General features: G+C 71.7%; 13 protein-coding genes and 1 rRNA gene (1 of these 14 only partly in view). 10 read left to right on the forward strand and 4 right to left on the reverse strand.

Going from position 1 to position 23,187, the window contains the following annotated elements:
• Nucleotides 1-29: 29 nt before the first annotated feature.
• Nucleotides 30-3,419 (reverse strand): DNA methyltransferase, encoded by a 3,390-nt coding sequence (locus tag WMF17_RS11190; RefSeq protein ID WP_437649335.1) that lies wholly within the window; start codon nucleotides 3,417-3,419, stop codon nucleotides 30-32.
• A 762-nt stretch (nucleotides 3,420-4,181) separates the two neighbouring features.
• Here WMF17_RS11190 and WMF17_RS11195 point away from each other — a divergent pair.
• The 6 genes from WMF17_RS11195 to WMF17_RS11220 all read left to right on the forward strand — a co-directional run bounded on the left by WMF17_RS11195 (nucleotide 4,182) and on the right by WMF17_RS11220 (nucleotide 10,187).
• Nucleotides 4,182-4,613, forward strand: coding sequence for a response regulator (locus WMF17_RS11195; RefSeq protein WP_437602024.1), 432 nt, complete (start codon nucleotides 4,182-4,184; stop codon nucleotides 4,611-4,613).
• A gap of 181 nt (nucleotides 4,614-4,794) precedes the next feature.
• Nucleotides 4,795-5,226 (forward strand): chemotaxis protein CheD, encoded by a 432-nt coding sequence (locus tag WMF17_RS11200; RefSeq protein ID WP_437602025.1) that lies wholly within the window; start codon nucleotides 4,795-4,797, stop codon nucleotides 5,224-5,226.
• Nucleotides 5,227-5,231: 5 nt separating this feature from the next.
• Nucleotides 5,232-6,920 (forward strand): chemotaxis protein CheA, encoded by a 1,689-nt coding sequence (locus WMF17_RS11205; RefSeq protein WP_437602026.1) that lies wholly within the window; start codon nucleotides 5,232-5,234, stop codon nucleotides 6,918-6,920.
• A 56-nt stretch (nucleotides 6,921-6,976) separates the two neighbouring features.
• Complete coding sequence (locus WMF17_RS11210; RefSeq protein WP_437649336.1) at nucleotides 6,977-7,531, forward strand: chemotaxis protein CheW; 555 nt, start codon at nucleotides 6,977-6,979, stop codon at nucleotides 7,529-7,531.
• Nucleotides 7,528-8,529 (forward strand): CheR family methyltransferase, encoded by a 1,002-nt coding sequence (locus tag WMF17_RS11215; protein ID WP_437649338.1) that lies wholly within the window; start codon nucleotides 7,528-7,530, stop codon nucleotides 8,527-8,529. The genes WMF17_RS11210 and WMF17_RS11215 overlap by 4 nt, the downstream gene beginning before the upstream one ends.
• Entirely contained in the window at nucleotides 8,508-10,187 is a 1,680-nt protein-coding gene (locus WMF17_RS11220) for a methyl-accepting chemotaxis protein (RefSeq protein ID WP_437602029.1), read from the forward strand. The genes WMF17_RS11215 and WMF17_RS11220 overlap by 22 nt, the downstream gene beginning before the upstream one ends.
• A gap of 45 nt (nucleotides 10,188-10,232) precedes the next feature.
• On the opposite strand, the gene WMF17_RS11225 is transcribed toward WMF17_RS11220, so the two are convergent.
• Nucleotides 10,233-12,623 carry an MXAN_6577-like cysteine-rich protein gene (locus WMF17_RS11225; protein WP_437649340.1) on the reverse strand — a complete coding sequence of 797 codons (2,391 nt, stop codon included), beginning with the start codon at nucleotides 12,621-12,623 and terminating at the stop codon, nucleotides 10,233-10,235.
• Nucleotides 12,624-12,837: 214 nt separating this feature from the next.
• On the opposite strand from WMF17_RS11225, the gene WMF17_RS11230 reads away from it, so the two are divergent.
• Entirely contained in the window at nucleotides 12,838-15,369 is a 2,532-nt protein-coding gene (locus WMF17_RS11230; protein ID WP_437649342.1) for a DUF3656 domain-containing U32 family peptidase, read from the forward strand.
• Between the two features lie 67 nt (nucleotides 15,370-15,436).
• Here WMF17_RS11230 and WMF17_RS11235 read toward each other — a convergent pair whose 3' ends face one another.
• Complete coding sequence (locus tag WMF17_RS11235; RefSeq protein WP_437649344.1) at nucleotides 15,437-16,738, reverse strand: trypsin-like serine protease; 1,302 nt, start codon at nucleotides 16,736-16,738, stop codon at nucleotides 15,437-15,439.
• Between the two features lie 591 nt (nucleotides 16,739-17,329).
• Here WMF17_RS11235 and WMF17_RS11240 point away from each other — a divergent pair.
• Nucleotides 17,330-18,580, forward strand: a complete 1,251-nt coding sequence (locus WMF17_RS11240) for a metallophosphoesterase (protein WP_437649346.1) — start codon at nucleotides 17,330-17,332, stop codon at nucleotides 18,578-18,580.
• Between the two features lie 112 nt (nucleotides 18,581-18,692).
• Here the strand turns inward: WMF17_RS11240 and WMF17_RS11245 are convergent, their stop codons facing one another.
• The gene (locus WMF17_RS11245) at nucleotides 18,693-18,959 is read right to left on the reverse strand and encodes a hypothetical protein (RefSeq protein ID WP_437602036.1); all 267 of its coding nucleotides are present in this window, start codon (nucleotides 18,957-18,959) and stop codon (nucleotides 18,693-18,695) included.
• Nucleotides 18,960-19,245: 286 nt separating this feature from the next.
• On the opposite strand from WMF17_RS11245, the gene WMF17_RS11250 reads away from it, so the two are divergent.
• On the forward strand, nucleotides 19,246-21,633 hold the full coding sequence (locus WMF17_RS11250) for a glycoside hydrolase family 9 protein (protein WP_437649348.1): 2,388 nt from the start codon (nucleotides 19,246-19,248) through the stop codon (nucleotides 21,631-21,633).
• Between the two features lie 1,061 nt (nucleotides 21,634-22,694).
• A 16S ribosomal RNA gene (locus tag WMF17_RS11255) occupies nucleotides 22,695-23,187 on the forward strand (it continues 1,064 nt past the right edge of the window).

Below are 23,187 nucleotides of genomic sequence, written 5' to 3' on the forward strand. Positions count from 1 at the left end.
GGCGACTTCACCGACCCGCGCGGTCGGTGCTAGCCGCCGGACCGGCCCCGGCGCCCCGGCCCCGGCGCGCGCGACGGCTCGCCGGGCCGCGGGCCGCGCTGCTCGGCCTCCCCGCGCCGCCGCTCCTCCTCGGCGGCCCGCGCTTCGTTCAGCGCGAAGAGCCGGTCGATCACCTCATCCTCGAAGGCGCCCGCCGCGCTCCGCTCGCGGGGCGTGACCGGCGTGGTGTACGGCGGAACCTCGATGTCGCCGAACCCGTACGCGGCGAGGACGGCGCGGTCCATCTCCTCGTGGAGACGGCGGAGCTCGACGACGCCCGGGCGCGCGCAGGCAGGGGCCTTGAGGAGATTGTACATGGCGGTCAGGCCCTCTCCCAGCTCGACCATCAGCGCTGCGCGCGCGGTGTAGAGGCGCTCGCCGGCGGCCTCGACGCGCCCGCCCGCGGCCAGGCGCTCCGGGTGAGGGAAGGGGAACGTCTCCACGCAGTCCGACGGCGCATACCGGAGGCCCTCTCCCATCGTCGAGGAGAGCAGGCGCGCCCACGACTCGTGCGCTCGCGACTGGAGGACCGCGAAGCGCGCGTGATCGTCGATGGCGAACACGCATAGCTGGTCCGAGAACGTCCGCCCCGCCGGCTGGAAGGCGAAGCACAGGTGCTTCGTCACCCGCGCCGCGACGAGGCAGCGCCCGAGCGGCGCGATCGTGCGCCGGAGCTCCGGACGCGGGTTGGCGAACTGCCACCATCGCGCCCGGTGCCCCGCGTCGATCCCGGTGAGCCTCAGGCGATCCCGCGCCGGCTTGACCCGACTCCGCACGATCGACAGGAGCGCGGGCCAGCGCCCCGCGTCCTCCAGCCCGCGCTCGCCGAAATCGATGACGTGGCGGTGCGGGCTGTGCGAAGGCGACGAGTTGACCTCCTCGCCGCCCAGGAACGGGCGGAGCACCTCGCCGGCCGCCGGGTCGCCCGCGCAGAGCGCCCGCGCCTCGCCGTCGGTGAGGACGAAGCCGTCGCCGCGGAGGAAGCAGCCGATGAAGCAGAGATCCCGGCTGGACTCCAGCGGCCTCGGGTCGGGCCGCTCCGGCATCGCGCGCAGGTGGGAGTTGATGTGGCGCACAGGGAGCCCGTCGAGCCGGGGCGGCGGGACGCCGTCGGCCGGCGACATGCCCACGGCGAGGTGGACGACGGCGACGTGGACGGCGGCATCCCCGGGCCACGGGACGCTGCGCACCGCGTGGTAGATGACCGCCCGCCCCGCCTCGACGAGCGGCTTCAGGCCCGATCGCCGGGTGTCGCCCTGAGCTATCGTGTTCGTGGCGATGAGCCCCACCGTGCCGCGACCCCCGAGCAGCGCGGCCGCGCGGCGGAAGAAGTGGGCGGCGAGATCGGTGTTCTTCGTGGCGCCGTGCAGCTGCTCGAGCCACGCGGCGTAGGTGTCCCCGTGATCCGTCGAGATCCGCTTTCCCCCGAGGAAAGGCGGGTTCCCCACGAACGCGTCGAGCCGCGCCGGCCGCGGCGCGCGATCGCCGTCCGGGCGGTCCGGGCGCGGCTCCTGGAACACCTCCGGGAACTCCAGCGCCCAGTGGAGCGGCGGCAGCGGCGGCGCCCCGCCTGGCGTGCCCTCCCGCGGCGCCCCCTCCCGCGGCGCCCCCTCCCGCGGCGCCCCCTCCCGCGGCGCCCCCTCCCGCGGCGCCCCCTCCCGCGGCGCCCCCTCCCCCGGAGCCCCCTCCCGGAGCGCCCGCTGCATGGCCAGGAGCTCTTCGGGAGGCGGCCCCCCGCCGCGGAGCCACGCGATCGCGAGCTGCGCGCGCCGGTCGCGCTCCTTCAGCCGGTCCCTGTCCTTCGCGTGCGCGAAGAACGCCCCCACCACGAGGTCGCCGAGGAGCCGCGCCCGGCCGAGCGCCTCCTCCGCCGCGCGCGCGAGCCGCTCCCGCTCGCGCGCGGCGCCGCCGTCCCCGAGCCCGGCGAGCTGCTGCCGCAGCGCGAGCGCCCGCTCGATGGCGGCGTCGATCGCCTCGCAGCACGCCGGCAGCGGCGCGGCGGGCTTCCAGTGGAAGCCGCGCAGCTGGGCGAGGTCGAGCCCCACCAGCGAGTCGCCGTGCCGGAGGGCGTGATCGACGAACGTGAACGGCTCGTCCCGCGCGCGCGTCACGAGCCAGAGCGACAGCCTCGCCAGGCTCACGGCGAAGGGGTTCTTGTCGGCGCCGTACAGGCAGCGCCGCGCCACGAGCCGCCGCGCCTCGCCCACGGCGTCCCCGCCCGACCGGGCGAGCCGCTCCGCCGCGGCCGCGTCGCCGCGCGCCGCCTCGCGGGTCCAGGCGGCCACCACCAGGTCGGCCAGGTACCGGCACGCCTCCATGAGGAACGCGCCGGACCCCATCGCCGGATCGCAGATCGCGAGCCCGAGGAGCCGCGCCGACGGCGGCGCCTCGCCCATCTGCCGGAGCAGGGGCTCGAGCGTCCGCGCGACGATGGGCGCGGACAGGCTGCGCGGGGTATAATGAGAGCTCGTCCGCCGCCGCTCGGCGCCCGGCTGCAGGAAGAGCCGCCCCGCCCCGAGCACCTCGGCGTCCCTCGCGCGCAGCGGTGCGAGCGCCTCGAGGAGCGCGGCCTCGGTCCTCGCGCTGGCGAGCGCCTCGTCGAGCCTCTTCGCCTCGCGCCGCGAGAGCCCCGCCCGCTCGGCGAGCCACGCCGCCCGCCGCGCCGCCGGCTGCGCGAGCGCCTCGGCCGCGCTCACCCAGACCCTCTCGGGCCGGAGGCACACCGTCGGACCGGCGGCGCGCTCGACCCGGTAGCCCATGAGCGCCTCGTAGAGGCCGCCGAGCTGCTCGACGTCGAGCGCCCGGTACGACAGCGGCCGCCCGTCGAGCACGAGGAGCCGCTCGAGCACCGCGTGCACCGTGGCGTCGTCCACCGACGGCGCTTGCCAGGGGCCACCGCTCGCCGCGCGCTCCAGGAACGGGTAGCGCTCGGGGTCGAAGAGCTGCCCTCGCCGCGCCGGCAGGGTCAGCTCGGGGCGGGAGATCCCGTGAAACACGGCGCGGGACAGCGCGACGAGCCGCGCCCACGCCCCGAAGCGCCGCCGCATCGCGGCCGGGCGCGCGCCGTGCTCCGCCGCGAGCTCCCGGAACAGCGGGAGCACGCCGAGGTGCGCCGCGTCGTGCGGGTGCTCGACCGGCAGGAGCCCGCGGGCCTCCGCGTGGAGCAGGAACACGAGCCGGAGGAGCGCGGTAAGCAGCCCGCCGTAGAGGTGCTCCGGACCGCGCGCGAGGGCGTCGGCGAGCGCGCCCGGCCCGTCGCGCTCGGCCGCGTCCTCGAAGCCGCGGAGCAGGACGCCGAGCGCGTCGAAGGCCCGATCCGCGAGCGCGCCCGCGACGTCTACTTGCTGCGCCCTGCTGTCCCCGGGGACGGGCTGATCCATGCCGAGCGTCGGGAGTGTACGCGAGCGCCGCGCGATCCGCTGCAGGTTCTGCCTGACGAACGTCTCGAGCGGCCGGACCGCCGGCCGAGCTCGAACGGAGCTGTTTCAGTCTTCCTCGCGCGCGCTCCCCGGGCGCTTGACGGCCGTCGGGCGGAGCCCAATGGGGCGTTTCCCAAGCTCATCCCTGGCGCCGTGATGGGGAAGAATTCGAACACACAGGATCTGAGCCATAGAGGTACAGAGGACGCAGAGCTTCTTCCTCCTCTCCTCCTTGTCCACCGCCCCGGTGACACGGGAAGCCGTCGACCAGGTCGACGATGAGCTGCGCTGGGCTCGACATCCGAACGCACCCGCGTGTCGCTCCTTCAGGCTTGCTGTGCGTTGCGGCGCACATCCTTTGCTTCCCTCTACCTGCCTCCCTACGGTCTCCCTTCCACCTGCCTTCGACCGCCATGAGCTCCCTGTCGCGGAGCTCGCGCGCCTGTTCCGCGCGCGATCGCTGTCGATGCGGGGATGGCGTCTCCACTCGAGGCTGCGCGCTCCGGCTGCAGGCCTACCAGCGCCAGAGCCAGCCCGCCTGCATGCCCAGAGCCGTGGCCTCGAACCTCATGGAGGATCCGGGCGCGCCGGCAAATCATCGCGACCGACAGAAACCAGGTGCGTGCCTGTTGCAAATTTCTATTGGAGTGTTCGCCTACTGTCATGGTAGGGTGGACCGGCTCGGGGGGAGACGCCCTGTAGGTAGGTGAAAGAGGGGGATTCATGCTGGCCATGCGCGATGGTACGGCCGCGCCATATCCGCTGAATCGGATCGAGGGGGCAACGATGCTTCGGAAGAAGATTCTGCTGGTCGACGATTCTCAGACCATCCTGCGTATCGAGCAGATGGCGCTGAGCAAGCACTACGACCTCATCACGGCGAACGACGGCGGCCAGGGGATCGAAGTGGCCTTGGCGCAGCGGCCGGATCTCATCCTCCTCGATGTCGTCATGCCGCACATGAACGGGTTCGACGCCTGCCGGCAGCTGCGCGCGGAGGATGCGACGCGGAGCACGCCGATCCTGCTCGTCACCAGCCGGAGCGATGTCGCGCACATGGAACAGGGATTCCTGTGCGGCTGCTCCGATTTCGTCACGAAGCCCATCGACACGATGGAGCTCCTGGAAAAGGTCAGGAACTGCCTTGGCGATTGACACGGCGGCGAGGGCATCCGAGGGCACACGTCTCGCCTCTTCCAGCGGCGACGATGGATCCGTACCCCTGCCCGACGATGTCGGCAGAGAGGAGAGGACCCGTCCGTCCGACCCACGGGCGCCGTCCGCGTCGGCCGGACCGCCCAGCTGGCGCTCGCTGCCGGCGGAGGCCCAACACGTCATGCCAGGCCAGCTGTTCGCCTCGCCCGAGCCGACCATGGTGACCACCATCGTTGGGTCCTGTGTGGCGATCTGCCTCTGGGACGCTACCACCGGCGTCGGCGGGATGAACCATTACGTGCTTCCGGAATGTCCAGGCCAGAGGGGGGCGTCGGTCCGCTTCGCCGAGTTCGCATGCCAGCGCCTCCTCGAGCGCCTCGTGGAGCTCGGGGCCTCCAGCCGGGCGCTGCAAGCGCGCGTCGTCGGGGGCGCCTGCCTCATCTCCGCGTTCCGGGAGCGCGGCACCCACCTCGGCGCCCAGAACGTGGATGCCGGGCTCGCGTTCCTGCGCGCGGAGCGGATACGGATCGCCCAGCTCGAGACGGGCGGCGACCGGGGACGCAAGATCGTCTTCCGGACGAGCGACGGCGCCATCTCGATCCAGCCTCTGTGAACCGCATGGATTGCGATCGCGACGAGCTGCTCCAGACGTTCATGCCAGAGGCGCACGAGATCCTCGACGAGATCGAGCGCGCTCTGCTGCAACTCGAGGCCGGCGGCGATGCTCACGATCTCCTCCAGCGCATCTTCCGCGCCACTCATACGCTCAAGGGGAGCGCCGGCTCGGTAGGCCTCGGCGGCTTGAGCGAGCTCGGGCACGCCGCCGAGGACGTCATCGAGGCGCTCTGCCGCGGCGAACTCCCGCTCTCGACGCCCGTGCTCTCGCTGCTGCTCGAGATGGTGGACGCCGCCCGCCGGCTCGTCGCCGAGGTCGAGCGGGGGCAGGCCGAGCGCAGCACCTCGTACAGAGAGGTCGTCGCGCGCCTGGAGGAAGCGCGGCGCGGAGGGCTGAAGGCGAAAGAGGGCGCGGGGGCGGCGAGCGCGCGCCGCGCGACCGAGGACGACGCGGAGGGAGCGACGAGCATCAAGAGCATCCGTGTCGCCGTCGAGAAGCTCGATCGCATGGCGGATCTCATCGGAGAGCTCACCCTGGGCCGGAACAGGATCGCTCGGACGCTCCGCGCGGTGCGCGGCGATGCCGGCGCTGCGCTGCGCGACGAGATGGAGGAGCAAGATCGGCTCTGCAAGGAGCTGGAGGAGGCGGTGCGCGCCGCGCGCATGGTGCCGGTCGGCCCCTGGTTCCGGCACTACGAGCGCACGGTGCGCGATCTCGCCCACGCGCACGGCAGGCAGGCGCGCCTCTTCGTCGTGCACGGCGACGTCGAGGTGGACACGGCCGTGGTCGAGCGGTTCCGGGACGCCCTGACGCACCTCCTGCGCAACGCGATCTGTCACGGCATCGAGCCGCCCGAGGCGCGGCGCGCCGCGGGCAAGGACCCCTGCGGCACGATCACCCTGCACGCCGCGCACGAGCGGGGCGGCATCGCGCTCCGGATCTCCGACGACGGCGCCGGGATGAGCCGCGAGCGCATCGCCGCCCGCGTCTGCGCGCTGAGGAGGCACCCGGCGCCCGAGACGCTCCCCGATCATGAGCTCTTCAGCCTCGTGTTCGAGCCCGGGTTCTCCACGGCGGCGGAGTCCTCCCACCTGGCGGGGCGCGGCATGGGCATGGATGTCGTGCGGCGCAGCGTGGAGTCAATCCAGGGTACGATCCGGATCGAGAGCCGCGAAGAGCACGGCACGTCGCTGTCGATCCAGCTCCCGCTCACCCTGGCCACCATCGAGGGGCTCTCCGTCGGGATCGGCGGCGAGCGGTACGTGATCCCGCTCCGCGCGGTGCTCGCCTGCTGCGATCTGCCCCGCGGCACGCTCGCGCACGGCGGCGCCCAGGGGCTCATGATCCGGCGCGGACGCGGGCTGCCGTGCGTCCGCCTCCGGGCGCTCCTCGGGCTCGGCGGAGCTCCCCCGCCGGATGAGCGCGTCGTCATCGTCGCGCACGACGGCGCCGAGGCCGGCCTCGTGGTCGACCTCCTCGAGGGCGAGGGGCGCACGGTGGTCAAGCCGCTCGGCCAGCTGTTTCGCCGCGTCCGGGGCATCTCCGGCTCGACCATCCTCGGCGACGGCAGCGTGGCGATGATCCTCGACGTCGACGCGTTGCTCGGCGGCGTCCTCGGGGACCTCGGCCCGGTCGACGCCCCCGACGAGCGCAGGGCAGCGCCATCGGCCGCCGGAGGCAGCCCAGGATGAGCCGGCGCCCCGGCGCGCAGGGCGCCCGTCTGTCATCTCTCTCCAATGGAGGCGTCATGATCTCCGACGCGTCGAGCCCCGTGTCGCAATACGTGTCCTTCATCATCGCGGGGGACGAGTACGCGGTGAACATCCTCCGGGCGCGGGAGATCGTCGAGCACAGCGTCACATCGCGGGTCCCGATGATGCCAGCGTGCATCGTCGGCGCCATGAACCTTCGGGGCCGCGTCGTTCCGGTCATCGATCTCGCGGTCAAGCTCGGACTGCCGCCGACGAGGGTGAGCCGGTGGACGTGCGTCCTCATCGTCGAGACCGAGCTCGAAGGCGAGAACACCCGCCTCGGCCTGCTCATCGACGGCGTGGGCGATGTGCTCACGCTCTCCGAGGACGAGATCGAGCACGCGCCGGCCTTCGGCGCGCAGGTGCGCGTGGATCAGCTGCTCGGGATGGCGAAGGTGGGCCAGAAGCTCGTGCTGCTGCTCAACATCGACCGCATCCTCTCGCCGGCGGAGCTCCTGGCCTCGGCGACGCCCGGCCCCTCGGCCCCCGGGGCCCCGCCGGCGCTCCCAGGCAGCCACGGCGCGCCGGCCGGCGAAGGGGACAGGCCATGATCTCGCTCGCCGAGCTGGGCCCGCGCGCCCTCAGCGACGAGGAGTTCGCGCTGTTCCAGAGGCTCGTCAAGCGCGCCTCGGGCATCGCGCTCGGCCCGCAGAAGAAGCCGCTCCTGCTCTGCCGCCTCGGGCCCCGGCTCCGCGCGCTCGGGCTCCGCAGCTTCGGCGAGTACTACCGCCGCGTGACCGCGCCTGGCGGCGAGGGCGAGGGCGAGCTCGTGCACATGCTCGACTGCATCTGCACGAACGAGACCCATTTCTTCCGGGAGCGCGATCAGTTCGAGCTCCTCGAGCGCGAGATCCTCCCGGCGTGGCACGAGGGCGCGGGCCATGGAGCGCCCTTCGCGCGCGGCGGCCGCCCGCTGCGCGCCTGGAGCGCGGCCTGCTCGACCGGGGAAGAGCCCTACTCGATAGCGATGTCGTTGCTCGACAGCCTGCCCTCCCGGGAGCGCAGCGACGCGGCGAGACAGGCGCCGCCATGGGCCGGCGCCGCGTCGACCGGCGTTCCGGAGATCTGCATCCTCGCGACGGACCTGTCCGTCCGCGCGCTCGACCAGGCGCAACGCGCGGTGTGGCCGATCGAGCGGGCCTCGGAGATCCCGGAGGAGCGCCTGCGCACCTACATGCTCCGCGGGACGGGCGCGAGCGCGGGCCTGATGAAGGCCCGGCCGGAGCTGCGCAGGCTCATCTCCTTCCGGCGCTTCAACCTGCTCGACGCGGCGCCCAGGCGATTCGGCCTGTTCGATCTGATCTTCTGCCGGAACGTCCTCATCTACTTCGACGCCGCGACGAAGGCGTCGATCGTGGCGAGGCTCATCGCCAGCCTCGCGCCTTCAGGGTACCTGTTCCTCGGACACGCCGAGGGCCTCCACGGGACGGACCACCGCGTGCGGTGCGTCGCGCCATCCATTTATCGGCTCCAGCCCCCGGCAGGGCTCGAAGGAAGCCGCAACACATCTAGCCCGGAGCATGCATCATGCTTGCGCATATCGGAGTAGGCCGGAAGCTCTACCTCGGCTTCGCCGCCATGGTCGTCATCGTCCTCGGACTGGCGGGCACGGCCTACAAGAGGTTCGCGGAGCTCGACGAGGCCCGCTCATGGGACCAGCACTCGTACGAGGTGATGCTCGCGGCGAGCGAGATCATGGAGTCGCTGCTCGACATCGAGACAGGGGAGCGTGGCTTCGTCATCACCGGGGTGGAATCGTTCCTGGAGCCGTACCGCAGCGGGCGCGATCGGTTCGAGCAAAACATGAGTCGTGCCCGGGAGCTCACCAGGGACAACCCGCGCCAGCAGGCGCGCCTCGAGAAGATCGACAAGCTCCAGGACGAGTGGCTCTCCTCCGTGCTGGAGCCGATCATCCAGCAACGCCGCAGCGCGGACGACGTGAAGGCGTCGGCGGATCGCGCCGTCGAGGAGGTCAGGAAGGGGCGCGAGAAGAGCCTCATGGACCAGATGCGCGCGGCGCTCAAGGAGATCGACGACGAGGAGATCGCCCTCCTCGGCCAGCGGCAGGCGGCGACGAACGCGCTCGTCAAGACGATGTACGTGACGCTGCAGATAGGAGGTCTGCTCGCGATCGTCGTCGCCGCCGTGCTCGCCATCGTCTTCAGCAGGATGATCCTCTTGCCGCTCACCCAGGCGGTGTCGATCCACCAGCGCATCGCCGGGGGCGACTTCACGGGCGACGTCAAGGTGAAGAGCTCCGACGAGTTCGGCCAGATGCTCGGCGCCGTGAAGGCCATGTCGGAGCGCCTGGCGGGCCTCATCGGCGAGGTCCGGAGCGGCGCGATCTCGGTCTCCTCGGTCTCGGTGCAGCTCTCGGCGACGGCGCAGAGCCTGTCGCAGGGCACCAGCGAGCAGGCGGCGTCCGTGGAGGAGACGATGGCCAGCCTGCAGCAGCTGAGCGGCACGATCGCGAAGAACGCCGCCAACTGCAAGCAGGTCGAGGAGACGGCGCACCGGAGGACGAGGGACGCGGAGCAGAGCGGTCAGGCGGTCCGGGAGACGGTCGAGGCGATGAAGGCGATCACCCAGCGGATCGTGATCATCGAGGAGATCGCGTACCAGACGAACCTGCTCGCCTTGAACGCCGCGATCGAGGCGGCTCGCGCGGGCGAGCACGGCAAGGGGTTCGCCGTGGTCGCCACGGAGGTGCGGCGGCTGGCCGAGCGAAGCCGGGATGCGGCGAAGGAGATCGGCTCGTTCGCCGCGTCGAGCATCGTCGTCGCGGAGCGCTCGGGACAGCTCATCGCGGAGCTCGTCCCGTCGATCCGGGAGACCGCGGAGCTGGTGCAGGGCGTCGCCGTGGCATCCAAGGAGCAGTCGAACGGCGTGGCCCAGATCAGCGGGGCGGTGGAGCTGATAGAGCAGTCCACGCAGCGCAACGCGGCGATCTCCGAGGAGCTCGCCAGCACGGCGGCCGAGCTGTCGGCGCAGGCAGAGCAGCTTCAGAACGTGATGGCGTCGTTCCGCCTCGCGCAGGAGAGCGACGGCGACCCGGGCCACAGGCCTGCGGCGCCGGGGCGTCTACCGGACCGCCGCGGCGGCAGGGCGCTGTGGAGGCCGCCGCAGAAGGGCCCCCCGAGCGGCGGCGCATCGAGCAACGGGCGCGTGCCGCACGCCGCGGGCGATCAGGACTTCGTCCCGTTCTAGATCCTGTCGGAGATGGGGATCCGCGGCGCCGCCGGGCGGCGCGGGTCAAAGATGGATGTTGAGCTCGTAATGGCCGGAGTCCGACGTGCCGGAGCCGTCGGACTGGCTCACGTTGAGCGCGTAGTCGCCTCCCTCGCCGCTCGTGTCGACGCTGATCAGGACCGCCTGGCCAGCGTCGAGCAGCACGAGCGCGCGCGAGCTCCTCCCGTCGCTGACGCAGGCTATCTCGGGACCCCTGCACCCGCCCAGGCGCACGGACAGGACCGTCTCGATCGTGGAGCCCACGGTGTTGATGTCGTAATATCCCTCCGCGGGCGCGGTGAAGGCGTAGGTCGCCTCGCCGCCGGGGCCCCCGCCGCACTCGGGCGTCAGGATATCGAGATAGCCTTCATTGTTGCCCGTGACCGCCTGAGGGACGGAGTCGCCGAGATCGAAGAGCGGGCACGGCGGCACCTCCTGCCGGGCGACGTTGAGCGTGTACTCCCCGCTCGCTTCGTAGCCGTCCACGGAGACGATCACGGCCTGACCGGCGGAGAGGGGCAGGGTCAACCGCGAGTGGGTGGCGGCCCCCTCGGGGTCGGCGTCGTCATTGCACTTGAGCGAGGGGCCGGCGCACGCGCCGTCCCGCACGTCCAGGAGCGTGTCGAACGTCGAGCCCTCGGTGTCGAAGGTATAGAGGGCGTAGGCCGGGGCGGTGAACAGGTAGGTCGCCTCGGGAGCCCCGAAGGAGCCGCAGACGGGCGCGAGGGAATCGGAGAGACCCGCGGTCGTGCCTGTGACCGTCTGCGGCGCCATCGAGCCGAGATCGATGATGGGGCACGCCGCCTCGGTGACCTCGAGCGCGTAGTCGCCCGCCTCGCCGTGGCTGTCCAGCGCGATGACCGCGGTCTCGCCGGCCGCGAGCGGGATCGCGGCGCGCGCAGGCTGGGACGAGCCGTCGAGGCACATGATGACCTCGCCCCGGCACCCTTCGCGGCGCACCTCCAGGAGGACGGGGAAGCTCGATTCCGTCGCATCGAACACGTACACGCCGTCGTGCAGCGCGGTGAAGCCGTAGGTCGCCTCGCCGCCGCTCGTGGGCGAGAAGCACGCCGAGGACACGTTCGGGAGATCCTCGTTGTTCCCGGTCACCGTCTGCGGGACCCTCGAGCCGAGGTTCACCGCCGGACACGTCGGGGCTTCGAAGATCTCCAGCGTGAACTCGGGCAGCGGGCGGCCCGGGCTCGCCACGGCGACGAGCGCCGTCTGCCCGGCCTCGAGCTCCGCGACCGCGCTCGCCTGGCTGGAGCCGTACTGGCACGCGAGCGACTCGCCGGTGCAGGTGCCGCCGTCGCGGACCTCGACGATCAGCTCACGGGAGGCGGCGCGCCCGCTGAAGACGTAGAGGCCGTCCTCGGGGGCCGTGAAGGTGTACGTGGCGTCCTGGCTCGAGGCGATGTCGCAGTCCGCGTACACCGAGTCCTCGAGCCCGGCGGTCGAGCCCGTCACGGTCTGCGGAACGACGGGCTCCAGGGCGGTGGGCGCGCACACGATCGGTCCCGGCTCGGTCACGCGCAGCGTGAAGTCGCCCTCCGCGCCGCTCACCACCACCAGGACGGGCTCGCCCTCGGCGAGATCGACGGCGATCTGCGACTGGAGGCTCCCCGCATCGTCGTTGCAGGCCAGCTCGGCGCAGGTGTCCGCCCGCAGCGCCCCGAGCGTCGTGTCGTGGGAGGCGTCGAAGGTGTCGAACAGGTAGGTCCCCGCGTGGGGCGCGGTGAACAGGAACGTCTGATCCGCCGCGCCCGACCCCGAGCAGCTCAGCGAGCGGCTGTCGTCGGCGCCGGATGTCGTGCCGCTGACCCGCTGGGGGACGCCGGAGCCGATGTCCTGGGAGGGCTCGGCGCTGCACCCGCACCGGCCGTCCTCGCACGGCCGCCCGGGGTCGCAGGCGCGATCGCACCGGCCGCAATGCTGCGGATCGGCGGTGAGGTCGACGCAGGTGCCGGCGCAGTCGGTGAGGCCCTCCAGGCAGGTCCGCTGGCACAGGGCGGCGGCGCACGCGCGGCCCGGCTCGCACGGCGCGCCGCAGTTGCCGCAATGGTTCGGGTCGGTGCGCGTGTCGACGCAGGCGCCGTCGCAGCGCTTCAGGTGGCGGTCGCCGCCGCACGCCGGCGGGCCGCCGCCCACGCCGTCGGTGCCGCCGCTGCCGCCGCCGCCACCCCCCTCGCCCCCCTCCTCGCATGCGCCGTCGACGCACGCCTCCGCGGCCGGGCACGCCACGCCGCACGCGCCGCAGTTCGCGCGATCGGAGCGCAGCGCCACGCAGACCCCGTCGCAGGCCGAATCGGGAGGAGCGCAGACCTCCGCCGAGCTGACGTCGCTGGAGCACGCGGAGGTCGCCGCGACGACCGCGGCTGGCAGCCAGAGCACGGCCGCCGACAGCGCGTATCTCAAGCGAAGACCGTCTCGGTTCATCGGCATCCCTCTGCGGCGTGCGCCGTCCGGGCGCCTGGGCGGGCGGCTGATCGGTGATCCAGCGGATCGTGCCCTACCTCGGGAAGCCAGGTCAAGGCGCCCGGGCGCGGCCGAGCGCGCCGGACGCGACGCTTTCCAGGATGCCGCTCGTGTCAGGGCGACAACGGCGCCACCCCTTGCTAGAACCGCCCGCATGATGCGGCCCGCGCGCCCTGAAGTCCTCGCCCCGGCCGGTGATCGCGCTGCCCTCGAAGCCGCCGTGCGCGGCGGGGCCGATGCCGTCTACTTCGGCCTCCGGGGGGGCGCCGCGGGCGGCGGCGCGGCGGCGTCGTCACCGTTCAACGCCCGCGCCCGGGCCGCGAACTTCGACGCAGCGGAGCTCGCGGAGACGATGCGCTTCCTCCACGCCCACGGCGTGAAGGGCTACGTCACCCTGAACACGCTCGTGTTCGACGACGAGCTCCCGGCGGTCCGCGGCGCGATCGAGGCGTGCGCGTCGGCCGGCGTGGATGCGGTCATCGTCCAGGACCTCGCGGTGATGCGCCTCGCGCGGGCGCTCGCGCCCGGGCTCCCGATCCACGCCTCCACGCAGATGACCTGCACCGACGCGGCCAGCGTCGAGCTCGCGCGGTCGCTCGGCGCCGCGCGGGTCATCCTCGCCCGGGAGCTCTCGCTCGACGACATCGCCGCCATCCGCCGGGCGACCGACGTCGAGCTCGAGGTCTTCGTCCACGGGGCGCTCTGCATCGCCTACTCGGGGCAGTGCCTCACGAGCGAGGCCATCGGCGGCCGCAGCGCCAACCGCGGCGCCTGCGCCCAGGCCTGCCGCCTGCCCTACCGCCTCGTCGTCGACGGCGCGCTCCGCGACCTCGGCGACGCGGCGTACCTCCTCTCGCCGGAGGACCTCGACGCCACCGACGTCATCCCCGACCTCGTCGCGCTCGGCGTCGCCTCGGTGAAGATCGAGGGGCGCCTCAAGGGCCCCGAGTACGTCGGCGCCACCGCGCGGCTTTACCGCGCCGCCATCGACGCGGCGCTCGGCGCCGGGGCCGGCCCCGGGGCGACGGACCGCGAGGCGGCGCTCCAGGCGTTCTCGCGCGGCTCGGGGCCCGGCTTCCTGCGCGGCGTCGACCACCAGCGCCTGGTCGACGGCCGCACCTGCGACCACCGCGGCATCGAGGTCGGTGAGGCGCGCGGCGCCGGCCGCCGGCGCGGCCACGAGGTCGTTGTCGTGCGCGCCGCCCGGCCGCTTGCGCGCGGCGAGGGGATCCTCGTGGAGGGGGGCTTCGCCGGCGAGGGCGAGCTCGGCGGCCGCATCTGGGGCCTGTGGATCGACGGCCGCGAGGTCGAGCGCGCGCCGGCGGGCGGCGACGTCGAGGTGTGGCTCGGCCCGGATCGGCCCCTGCCGGACGACGTGCTGCGCGGCGCGCGGGGGCTGCGCGGGCGCCGGGTCTTCCGCACGAGCGACCCTGCGGGCGCGCGCGCGGTCCGCGAGGCGCTCGATCGCGCCCCGCGCCGCGTGGCGATCGACGTCCGCCTGGAGGGCCGCCTCGGCGAGCGCCCGCGGCTCTCGGCGTCGACCGAGGACGGCGCGTCGGCCGCCGTCGAGCTCGACGGCGCGCTCGGCCGCGCCGACAGGTCGCCGCTCGACGAGGCCACGCTGCGCAAGCAGCTCGATCGGCTGGGCGACACGCCGTTCGTCCTGCGCGGCGTCGGGCTGTCGCTCGACGGGCCGGCGCTCGTGCCGCCGTCGGCGCTGAACCGCGCCCGCCGGGCGCTCGTCGCGGCGCTCATCGAGGCGTCGCACCGCCCCCATGCGTGCGCTCCGCTGCCGGCGGAGGGGCTCCTCGCCGGGGCCGTCCCCCCGGCGATCGAGCCGCCGCCGCCCGGCCTCTTCGTGCTGTGCCGCAACGTGCGCCAGGCGCGCGCGGCGCTCGACGCCGGCGCGAGCGGCGTCTACCTCGATTTCCTGGAGATGGTCGGCCTCGGGGCCGCGGCGCGCGAGCTCATCGCGGCGGGGGCGTCCGTGGCGGTCGCGCCGCCGCGGATCCGCAAGCCGGGCGAGGAGAAGATCGACAGGTATCTCCTCTCGCTCGGGCCGGCGGCGATCCTGGTCCGCAGCTTCGGCGCGCTCCTCGACGCCTCGCCGGGCGTGCCCCGGATCGGCGATTTCTCGCTCAACGTCACGAACAAGCTGGCCGCGCGCGAGGTCCTCTCGCGCGGGCTCGCCGCGTTCACGCCGTCGTTCGACCTCGACGCCGCGCAGCTCGCGGCGCTGCTCGACTCGCCGTTCGCGCCGTTCGCCGAGGTGGTCGTGCACCACCCGATGCCGCTCTTTCACATGGAGCACTGCGTCATCGCGGCGACCCTCTCGGAGGGGAAGGATCATCGCACCTGCGGTCGCCCGTGCGATCAGCACGCGCTGTCGCTGCGGGACCGGGCGGGGATGGATCACCCGCTCGAGGCGGACGTGGGGTGTCGGAACACGGTGTTTCACGCGGCGCCGCAGAGCGCGGCGCACCTCGTGCCGGAGCTCGCGAAGAGCGGCGTGCGCCGGTTCCGGATCGAGCTCGTGCGCGAGGACGCCGACGGGGCGCGGCGGGTGGTGGAGGCGTACCGACGGCTGCTCGCCGGGGAGGCGGCGCCGGCGGAGGTCGCGCGCGGGCTGCGGGCCGAGGGGAGCTATGGAGTGGTGAGGGGGTCGCTGCGGGTGCTGCAGGCGTGAGCGGGGGAGGGGGAGCGAGGTTGCGGGCCTCCCTCACTCTCCGGGGATCGAGGTCGGGGACTCGCTCCTACAAGCGCTCGATCAGGAAGCTTCGGGTCTTGTCGTCGAAGCCGTGGGAGGCGAGGTTCGCGTCTGTCGTGAGGACGCGCGACCCGGTCGAGTATTGCAAGAACCAGTCGTAGAGCGTCACCTGGAAGCCGGGGGGGACGCGGACGGAGCTGGCCCTCTGGTCCCAGTAGGCCCAGGGGCCGCCGAGAAAGACGGCGGGGCCGACGCCGTACAGGAACGATTCGCCCGAGAAGTTGGCGTGCTCGTAGAAGGTGACGACGTCCAGTTGCGGGTCCGAGGCGTTCGAGACGACGATGCCCGAGATCGCGTCGTTGAAGCCCGCGGCCACGAGATCCGTGTCCGAGGTGAAGATGCGCACCTCGCCCCCGAAGTTGTGGTGGATGAAGGCCGTGACCCGGAGCCCGGCGGGGACCTTGATGGCGCTCGCGCGGTTGTCGCCGATGATCGTCGTGTTCAGGAGGTTGTGGTGGCCGATCCCGAAGCCCTGCGAGATGCCGGAGAAGTTCGAGAGATCGTAAAGCACGACCTGGTTGCTGGGGTGGACGGTGGGGCCGCCGGCGACGGTGGCATCGATCCAGGCGCGGTGGCGCGCCACGTCGACGCCGGTGACCGTCGCGTGCAGGTTCGTGCCGTCCTGTCCGTTCGAGGCCGAGAACACGGCGACCTGGAGCCCGTCGACGAACCACGGGCCGCCGGAGTCGCCGCTCCAGCCCGCGCCCGTCACGCCGGTCGCCTTGAGCTCCTCGTCGGAGTGCCAGCCGTTGATGTGGAGGGTCGCCTTCTTGAGCGACGGCGCCATCACCAGCGGCGTGCCCTCGCTCCCCCAGCCGTAGGCCGTCGCGTCGCTGCCGATCCAGGTCGACGTCGCCTCGGCGAGCTGGACGAACGGTCCATCGGCGTCCTCGGTCAGGTGGAGCAGCGCGATGTCGGCCACGGCCGAGGGCACCTCGACGGCGTCGACCTCGATGCGCTGGCCTCCGAGGTACGTGTTGCTGCCGACGCGCACGGCCGACGTCTCGCCCTCGTCCGCGATGCAGTGCTGCGCGGTGAGCACCCAGCGCGCCGCGACGAGGGTGCCTGTGCACTGGTAGAAGTCGCCCGTGCTCCCGCGCACGTCGAAGACCTGGACGGCCCAGGGGCTCGCCTCGGCGACCTCGCCGCCGACGATCGCGGACGAGTGCGACTCGAGCGCCTCGAGCGGCTCGTCCGACGCTTCGGCGCCCGCGCAGGCCGTGAGACCGAGCGCGGCGCCCGCGCAGACCACGAGACAAAGCTTGTTACCAAGTTCTTTCTTCTTCATTCTGTCTCCACATCATCATTCATGTTCGGAGGATCGTTCGTGCCGAGGGAGTCCGCCTCCGCCAGGCGGCTGCCAGCGCCATCGAGGTCAAGCCAGCGATCGTCAGCAAGCAGATTGATGGGGCCTGCGATGACGGCATGCCCGGCTCGGCGGCGGCGCCTCCGGGCAGACCCATGGGCGCACGGGGCCGAATCCGGTGCAGGGACCGCCGGAGCGGGAGGCCCGGAGGCGGGCGCGCGAAGCCCGCCCGCGACCGCTCAAGAATCACCTACCGAGTATGCTGCGTTCCCCGGCGCGGCGCCAGGCGGCGATCTGGAACGGCCGCGTTCGAGGCGTGGAACAAGGGGCCATCCCGCTGTTCGCATCGAGCTGCATCTTTATGATGGGCGCGCCGACCGGGGCAGCGCCGGCCACGACCTGGCCATCGGGACAAGCTGGAGTTGGGCGGTTCCAGCGAGGTTCATGGCGATCACTTGAGCCTCATCCGCCCGGGATTGGGCGCCGCTTCGACCCCTCGAGCGGCCCCGGGCGCCTGGCGCGGACGCGCTGGACGCGGGAGACTTGGCTCCCGACCAGGCAAGGCAGGCCGCGGTGGCTCTGCGCGCCTGGGTCGCCTGGAGCCGTCGATTGAAGTTCCTCTCCCCCGTCGTCCTGTTCTGGGTGGCCTCCGTCCTGGCCTGGCTCCTCGTCGTCGTGGCGGCGAGGCGCCGCCGCGGCCCGCTCTACGCGCGGTTCGTCGGCGTGCTGCTCGGCATCCATACCCTGATCGCGTGCGCCCTCTTCCGCCACGCCGGCCCGCTCGCCCCGGCGTTCGCGGTCCTCCAGGGCGCGGTGTATCTGCACTTCCTCCTGCTCTCGCGCCCGCGGATGCGCCCGCTCGCCTACAGGCTGCTCGTCAGCATCCCCGCGTCCTACTTCGTCGCGGCGATCTTCCTGTCGTTCCCGTGGGCCATCGCGAGCGGCCTCGGGGCGACGCCGTACGGCCTCTGGGTGCCCTTCGCCCTCGCCGGCATCGGCATCGTCCAGTCGCTCACCGCCCGCCGCGAGGAGGTCGAGATCGTCGTCGACCGCGCTCCGGTCGAGGGGCTGCGCCGCCACCCGCTCCCGCGCGCGGAGGCGCTCGACGCGCGCCGCCCCCTTCGCATCGTCCAGATCACCGACCCTCACATCGGTCCCTTCATGTCCGTCGCGCGGCTCCGCGGCATCTGTGAGCGCGCGGTCGAGCGCGAACCCGATCTCGTCGTGCTCACCGGCGATTACCTGACCATGGAGTCGCAGGACACCGCGGAGCACCTCGCGGAGGCCCTGTCCCCGCTCCGCGCCCTCGAGGGCCGTGTGTTCGCGTGCCACGGCAACCACGATCACGAGTCGCCCCGCCACGTCGCGACCGCGCTCGCCCGGGTGGGGGCGCGCCTGCTCGTCGACGATGCGGCGCTCGTCGAGACCGCCGCAGGGCCGGTCCAGGTGCTCGGGATGGACTTCCATTACCGCGATCGCGCGGAGCGCATGGCGGCGGTCTGCGCCCGGCACCCGCGCGTGAAGGGGGCGCTCCGGCTCATCCTGCTCCACGATCCAGGCGCGTTCCGCCTCCTAGGCGAGGGCGAGGGCGATCTCGTGCTCTCGGGCCACACCCACGGCGGGCAGCTCGGCCTCGTCAGCCTCGGCGGCTCCTGGACCATCCTCCGGCTCTTCGTGAACATGCCGGATCACGGCCTGTGGGCCCGCGGCCCCGACCGGCTCTACGTGCACCGCGGGACAGGACACTACGGCTTTCCCCTGCGGCTCGGCGTGCCCGCGGAGGAGAGCGTCCTCAAGGTGCACTTCGCCGGCGACGGCGCTTGACGGGTCGGGCGCTGTCGCCCCGCCGGCCGGCGATTGTGCAGCGGATATCGCGAGGGGGAATTAAACGCAAAGACGCAAAGACGCGACCACTACCCGGGTGCGCGGGGGTGGCTCAGGCCTTCCCGAGGAACTTGCGTACCTCGGATTCGATGGTGCTGCCGGGGACGATGAACGGCTTGTCCGTGATGTCGACGGAGAAGCTCTGCGCGGCGACGGAATAGGTTCCCTTCACCGTCCCCGCCGGCGTGGGCACCGAGAAATCGCCCTTGCCCTCGTTGCCGCTGAACTTGCCGCCGGCCTTCTCGATCGCTGCCTTGGCCTTCGCAACGATATCTTGAGAGGGACCGCTGAAGGGGACTGAGAAGCTGTGCTTTGCCATGTCGTCTCCTTGGAGTGCTCGGTCGCGACCCTGGTGCGACGCGATGCTCGGCGGAGCCTAGTGTGGCCGCGCCAGCGGCACCAGCGCGAATCGACCGGGGCCCGAGCGCCACGCCCGAGCACCACGGATACGCGCGCGCCGGCTCCGCGGCCCCCGGAGGCCGCGGGCTCGCAGGACGGCGCGCCCCCCGCGGGATTCAACGCGCCGGCGAGGATTGGGCTTGACAAGATGGGCGAAATTGCCGCTTTTTGTGCGCTTCTTGCACACAGCCGTGAACCGAGGACTTATGAACCACCCCACTCTCAAGCCGTGGATCCTCAACCGATCGGGGCGGGTGTCCGCGCTCGTGCTCGGCGCGCTCGGCGCGCTCGGACCGAGCGCTGGATGCGCGACCTCGCACGGCCCCGGAGCGGAGGTCGCGCCCTCCGCCGGCGCTGACACGGGCGCCGCGGGGAGCCCCGAGGCCGCGCGGACCAACCTGCTCAAGGCCTCCGACTTCAACGACAACAAGAGCCTGCCCTGGACCACCTCGTTCACCGCGCCGGGCGCGGGCAGCGCCGAGGTGAAGAACGGCGCCTATTGCGTGACGGTGACGAACAAGGGGTCGAACAACTGGGACGCCCAGTTTCGCCACCGGGAGATGGTGATCCAGAAGGGTCACAGCTACACGATTCAGTACAAGGCCTGGGCGTCCGCGCCCACGAAGGCGCGCCCGAAGGTCGGCATGTCGGGCCCGCCTTACGATGAGTACTGGTCGGACACCGTGGAGCTCGGCACCGAGCCCAGGACCTTCTCCGGCAAGTTCTCGATGGCGAAGGCCGACGACGCCACGGCGGAGCTCGCGTTCCACATCGGCGGCGCGATGGCGTCGGCCAAGGAGCCGTTCGACGTCTGCATCGACGACATCCGCCTGGACGACGCGGAGTTCAAGGCCAGCGCGGCCGCGAGCGCCGTGGCGGCGCCGAAGGTCGCCGTGAACCAGGTCGGGTATCTGCCGGGCGCGATCAAGATCGCCAGCGTGAGCAACGCGGCGACCGCGCCGCTCGCGTGGGAGCTGCTCGACGGCGCCGGCAAGCCGGTCGCGCGCGGCCAGACCAAGGTCTTCGGGGAGGACGGCGCCTCCGGCGATCACGTCCACCTCGTCGACTTCACGATCATCAAGGCGCCGGGCCAGGGCTACGTGCTCAAGGTGGGGGAGGAGAAGAGCTTCCCGTTCGACATCGACGCCGGCATCTACCAGAAGCTCAAGATCGACGCGCTCGCGTACTTCTACCACAACCGGAGCGGCATCGAGATCGAGATGCCCTATGCCGGCAAGCCCGAACTCGCGCGCCCGGCCGGGCATCTCCAGGACAAGAGCACGCGCTGCCTCAAGGGCAGCGGCTGCGACTATGCGCTCGACGCGTCCCGCGGCTGGTACGACGCCGGCGATCACGGCAAGTACGTCGTCAACGGCGGCATCTCGGTGTGGACGCTGCTCAACTGGTACGAGCGCACAAAGCACCTCGGCACCTCGAGCGCCGATTTCGGCGACGGCAAGCTCAGCATCCCCGAGGGCAAGAACGGCGTGCCCGACCTCCTCGACGAGGCCCGCTGGGAGCTCGAGTTCCTGATGGGCATGCAGGTGCCGGAAGGCAAGCCGCTCGCCGGCATGGTGCACCACAAGATGCACGACGACGCGTGGACGGGCCTCGGCCTCGCGCCGCACGAGGACAAGCAGCCGCGCTCGCTCCACAAGCCGAGCACGGCGGCGACGCTCAACGTCGCTGCCACGGGGGCGCAGTGCGCGCGCATCTGGAAGACGGTGGACGCGGGGTTCTCGGCGAGGTGCCTGAAGTCCGCCGAGCGCGCCTGGGCCGCGGCGAAGCAGAACCCGGCCCTCTACGCGCCGCCCGGCGGCGACAAGGGCGGCGGGCCCTACGACGACACGGACGCCAAGGACGAGTTCTACTGGGCCGCGGCGGAGCTCTTCGTCACGACGGGGAAGCTGGAGTACAAGCAGTTCCTGCAGGTCTCGCCGCTCAACGCGCGGTTCCCGACGGAGATCGAAGGGGGCGCGGCGTCGATGAACTGGCGGGTCACCGACGGGCTCGGCCAGATCTCGATGGCGATCGTGCCCGGCCACGTGAACGCGGCGTGGCAGAAGGAGATCCGCGGCCGCATCGCGAAGGCGGCCGACCAGTACCTCGCCATCGCCGACAAGGAGGGGTACCGGACGCTCGTCGCTCGGACGCCTGCAGGCAAGTACGACTGGGGCTCGAACTCGGGCGTGCTGAACAACATGCTCGTGGTGGCGCTCGCCCACGACTTCACCAAGCAGCCGAAGTACCTCGACGGGGTGGTGCTCGGCATGGACTACCTCCTCGGGCGCAACCCGCTCGGGCAGTCGTACGTGACGGGCTATGGCGAGAAGCCGCTCGAGAACCCGCACCACCGGTTCTGGGCCCATCAGGCGAACAGCAAGTACCCGAAGGCGCCGCCCGGCGCCGTGTCCGGCGGCCCGAACTCCTCGCTCCAGGACCCCCATGTCCAGAGCGCCGGCCTGAAGGGGTGCGTCGCGCAGCGGTGCTTCGTGGACCACATCGAGGCCTGGAGCGTCAACGAGATCACGATCAACTGGAACGCGCCGTTCGCGTGGGTGACCGGCTTCCTCGACGAGAAGGCACGGCAGTAGCCGAGCAAGCGAGCCAGCGCGGCGGCCGGGCCGGAGGCGACCGCCCCGGCGCGACCGCCGCGCCGCGTCGCGGCGTCCGGCTGAGGCCGGCCGTGAGCGCGGAGCCGCCTGGCTGCCTGTCGGTGCGGTTGAGCCTCGTTGCGGCTGCACCCTGGGTGCGCCCGTGACTGCCGGGGCCGCCACGACGGTTGACATCCCGATGTCAAGACTTAAATAAAGACAGCCGTCGGCACTGGCGCGCAGCAGCGCTGCCGTACTGCGGCGCTGAGAACCTGAAGAGGCCGGTGAACAGAACAAGCCGGCAGCTCTTCAGGTCGCTCGGTTTCTCTTCTCCCGCACGCTTCCCGCACGCTCGCAGCCTGGAACCGCAGATTTGGACGAGCTGGAGCGGCGCGTGGCGCGCGAGCGTTGACAGTTTCGCGGCGTGGGTATAGGGTAGGTCCTGACGAATCGCCGAGGCCGTCGAACCGAGCTGGACCGCAGCTCTCGTTCTGTCGGCCTTGGTCGCTCCGGCGACCTTCTCGAAGGAGAAGGTTGACAGTCTCGCCACAGGATTCTAGAGTGAATCCTCGCACATCGGCAGAGCCGGAGGGCGCGAAAGCCTTCGAGTAGTTCCTGTAGTATCTGGAGCTCGATCGCTTGTAGCTCTCCAAACTGTCCGGTAGGTCTCTCGAAGTCAGTCTCTCGAAAGAGAGGGTTGACAGCCTCGCGGAGGGGTTCTAAGAAGGGCCCCCCGCGCATCGGCGGACGCGGAGAGTCGGCGGAACGAAGGTTCGTGCCTCTCTGGGCCGCTCGATAGGCGGGCTTCGTCAGAGGTGAACGTCGCTGCGATACCTCCCCGAGGGGAGGCGATCGAGGCGAGCCGGCTCCTCGGCGAAGATCGGTGTGGAACACGGCAAGCAGCTCGCCCGGCGAGCCGCCTTGCCTGCTCGGTCCTTGAAAACTGGGTTGTGTGCCTACGAAGTGACGTGGGTTCAAAGGCGAGCGCAAGCTCGACCTCGCACGTCATAATATGACGAGCAAATCAGGCGGTCTTAGCCACCGCCTGACGCAACAGGATTTAACTGGAGAGTTTGATCCTGGCTCAGAACGAACGTTAGCGGCGCGCTTAACACATGCAAGTCGAGCGAGAAAGGGCTTCGGCCCCGGTAAAGCGGCGCACGGGTGAGTAACACGTAGGTAATCTGCCCCCAGGTGGTGGATAACGTTCCGAAAGGAGCGCTAATACAGCATGAGACCACGTCTTCGAAAGAGGATGGGGTCAAAGCCGGCCTCTTCATGAAAGCTGGCGCCAGGGGATGAGCCTGCGGCCCATCAGCTAGTTGGTAGGGTAATGGCCTACCAAGGCGTAGACGGGTAGCTGGTCTGAGAGGATGATCAGCCACACTGGAACTGAGACACGGTCCAGACTCCTACGGGAGGCAGCAGTGGGGAATCTTGCGCAATGGGCGAAAGCCTGACGCAGCGACGCCGCGTGAGTGATGAAGGCCTTCGGGTTGTAAAGCTCTGTGGAGGGGGACGAATAAGGGTTGGCTAACATCCAGCTCGATGACG

The sequence above is a fragment of the Sorangium sp. So ce362 genome, assembly GCF_051519845.1.
GTDB lineage: Bacteria > Myxococcota_A > Polyangia > Polyangiales > Polyangiaceae > Sorangium.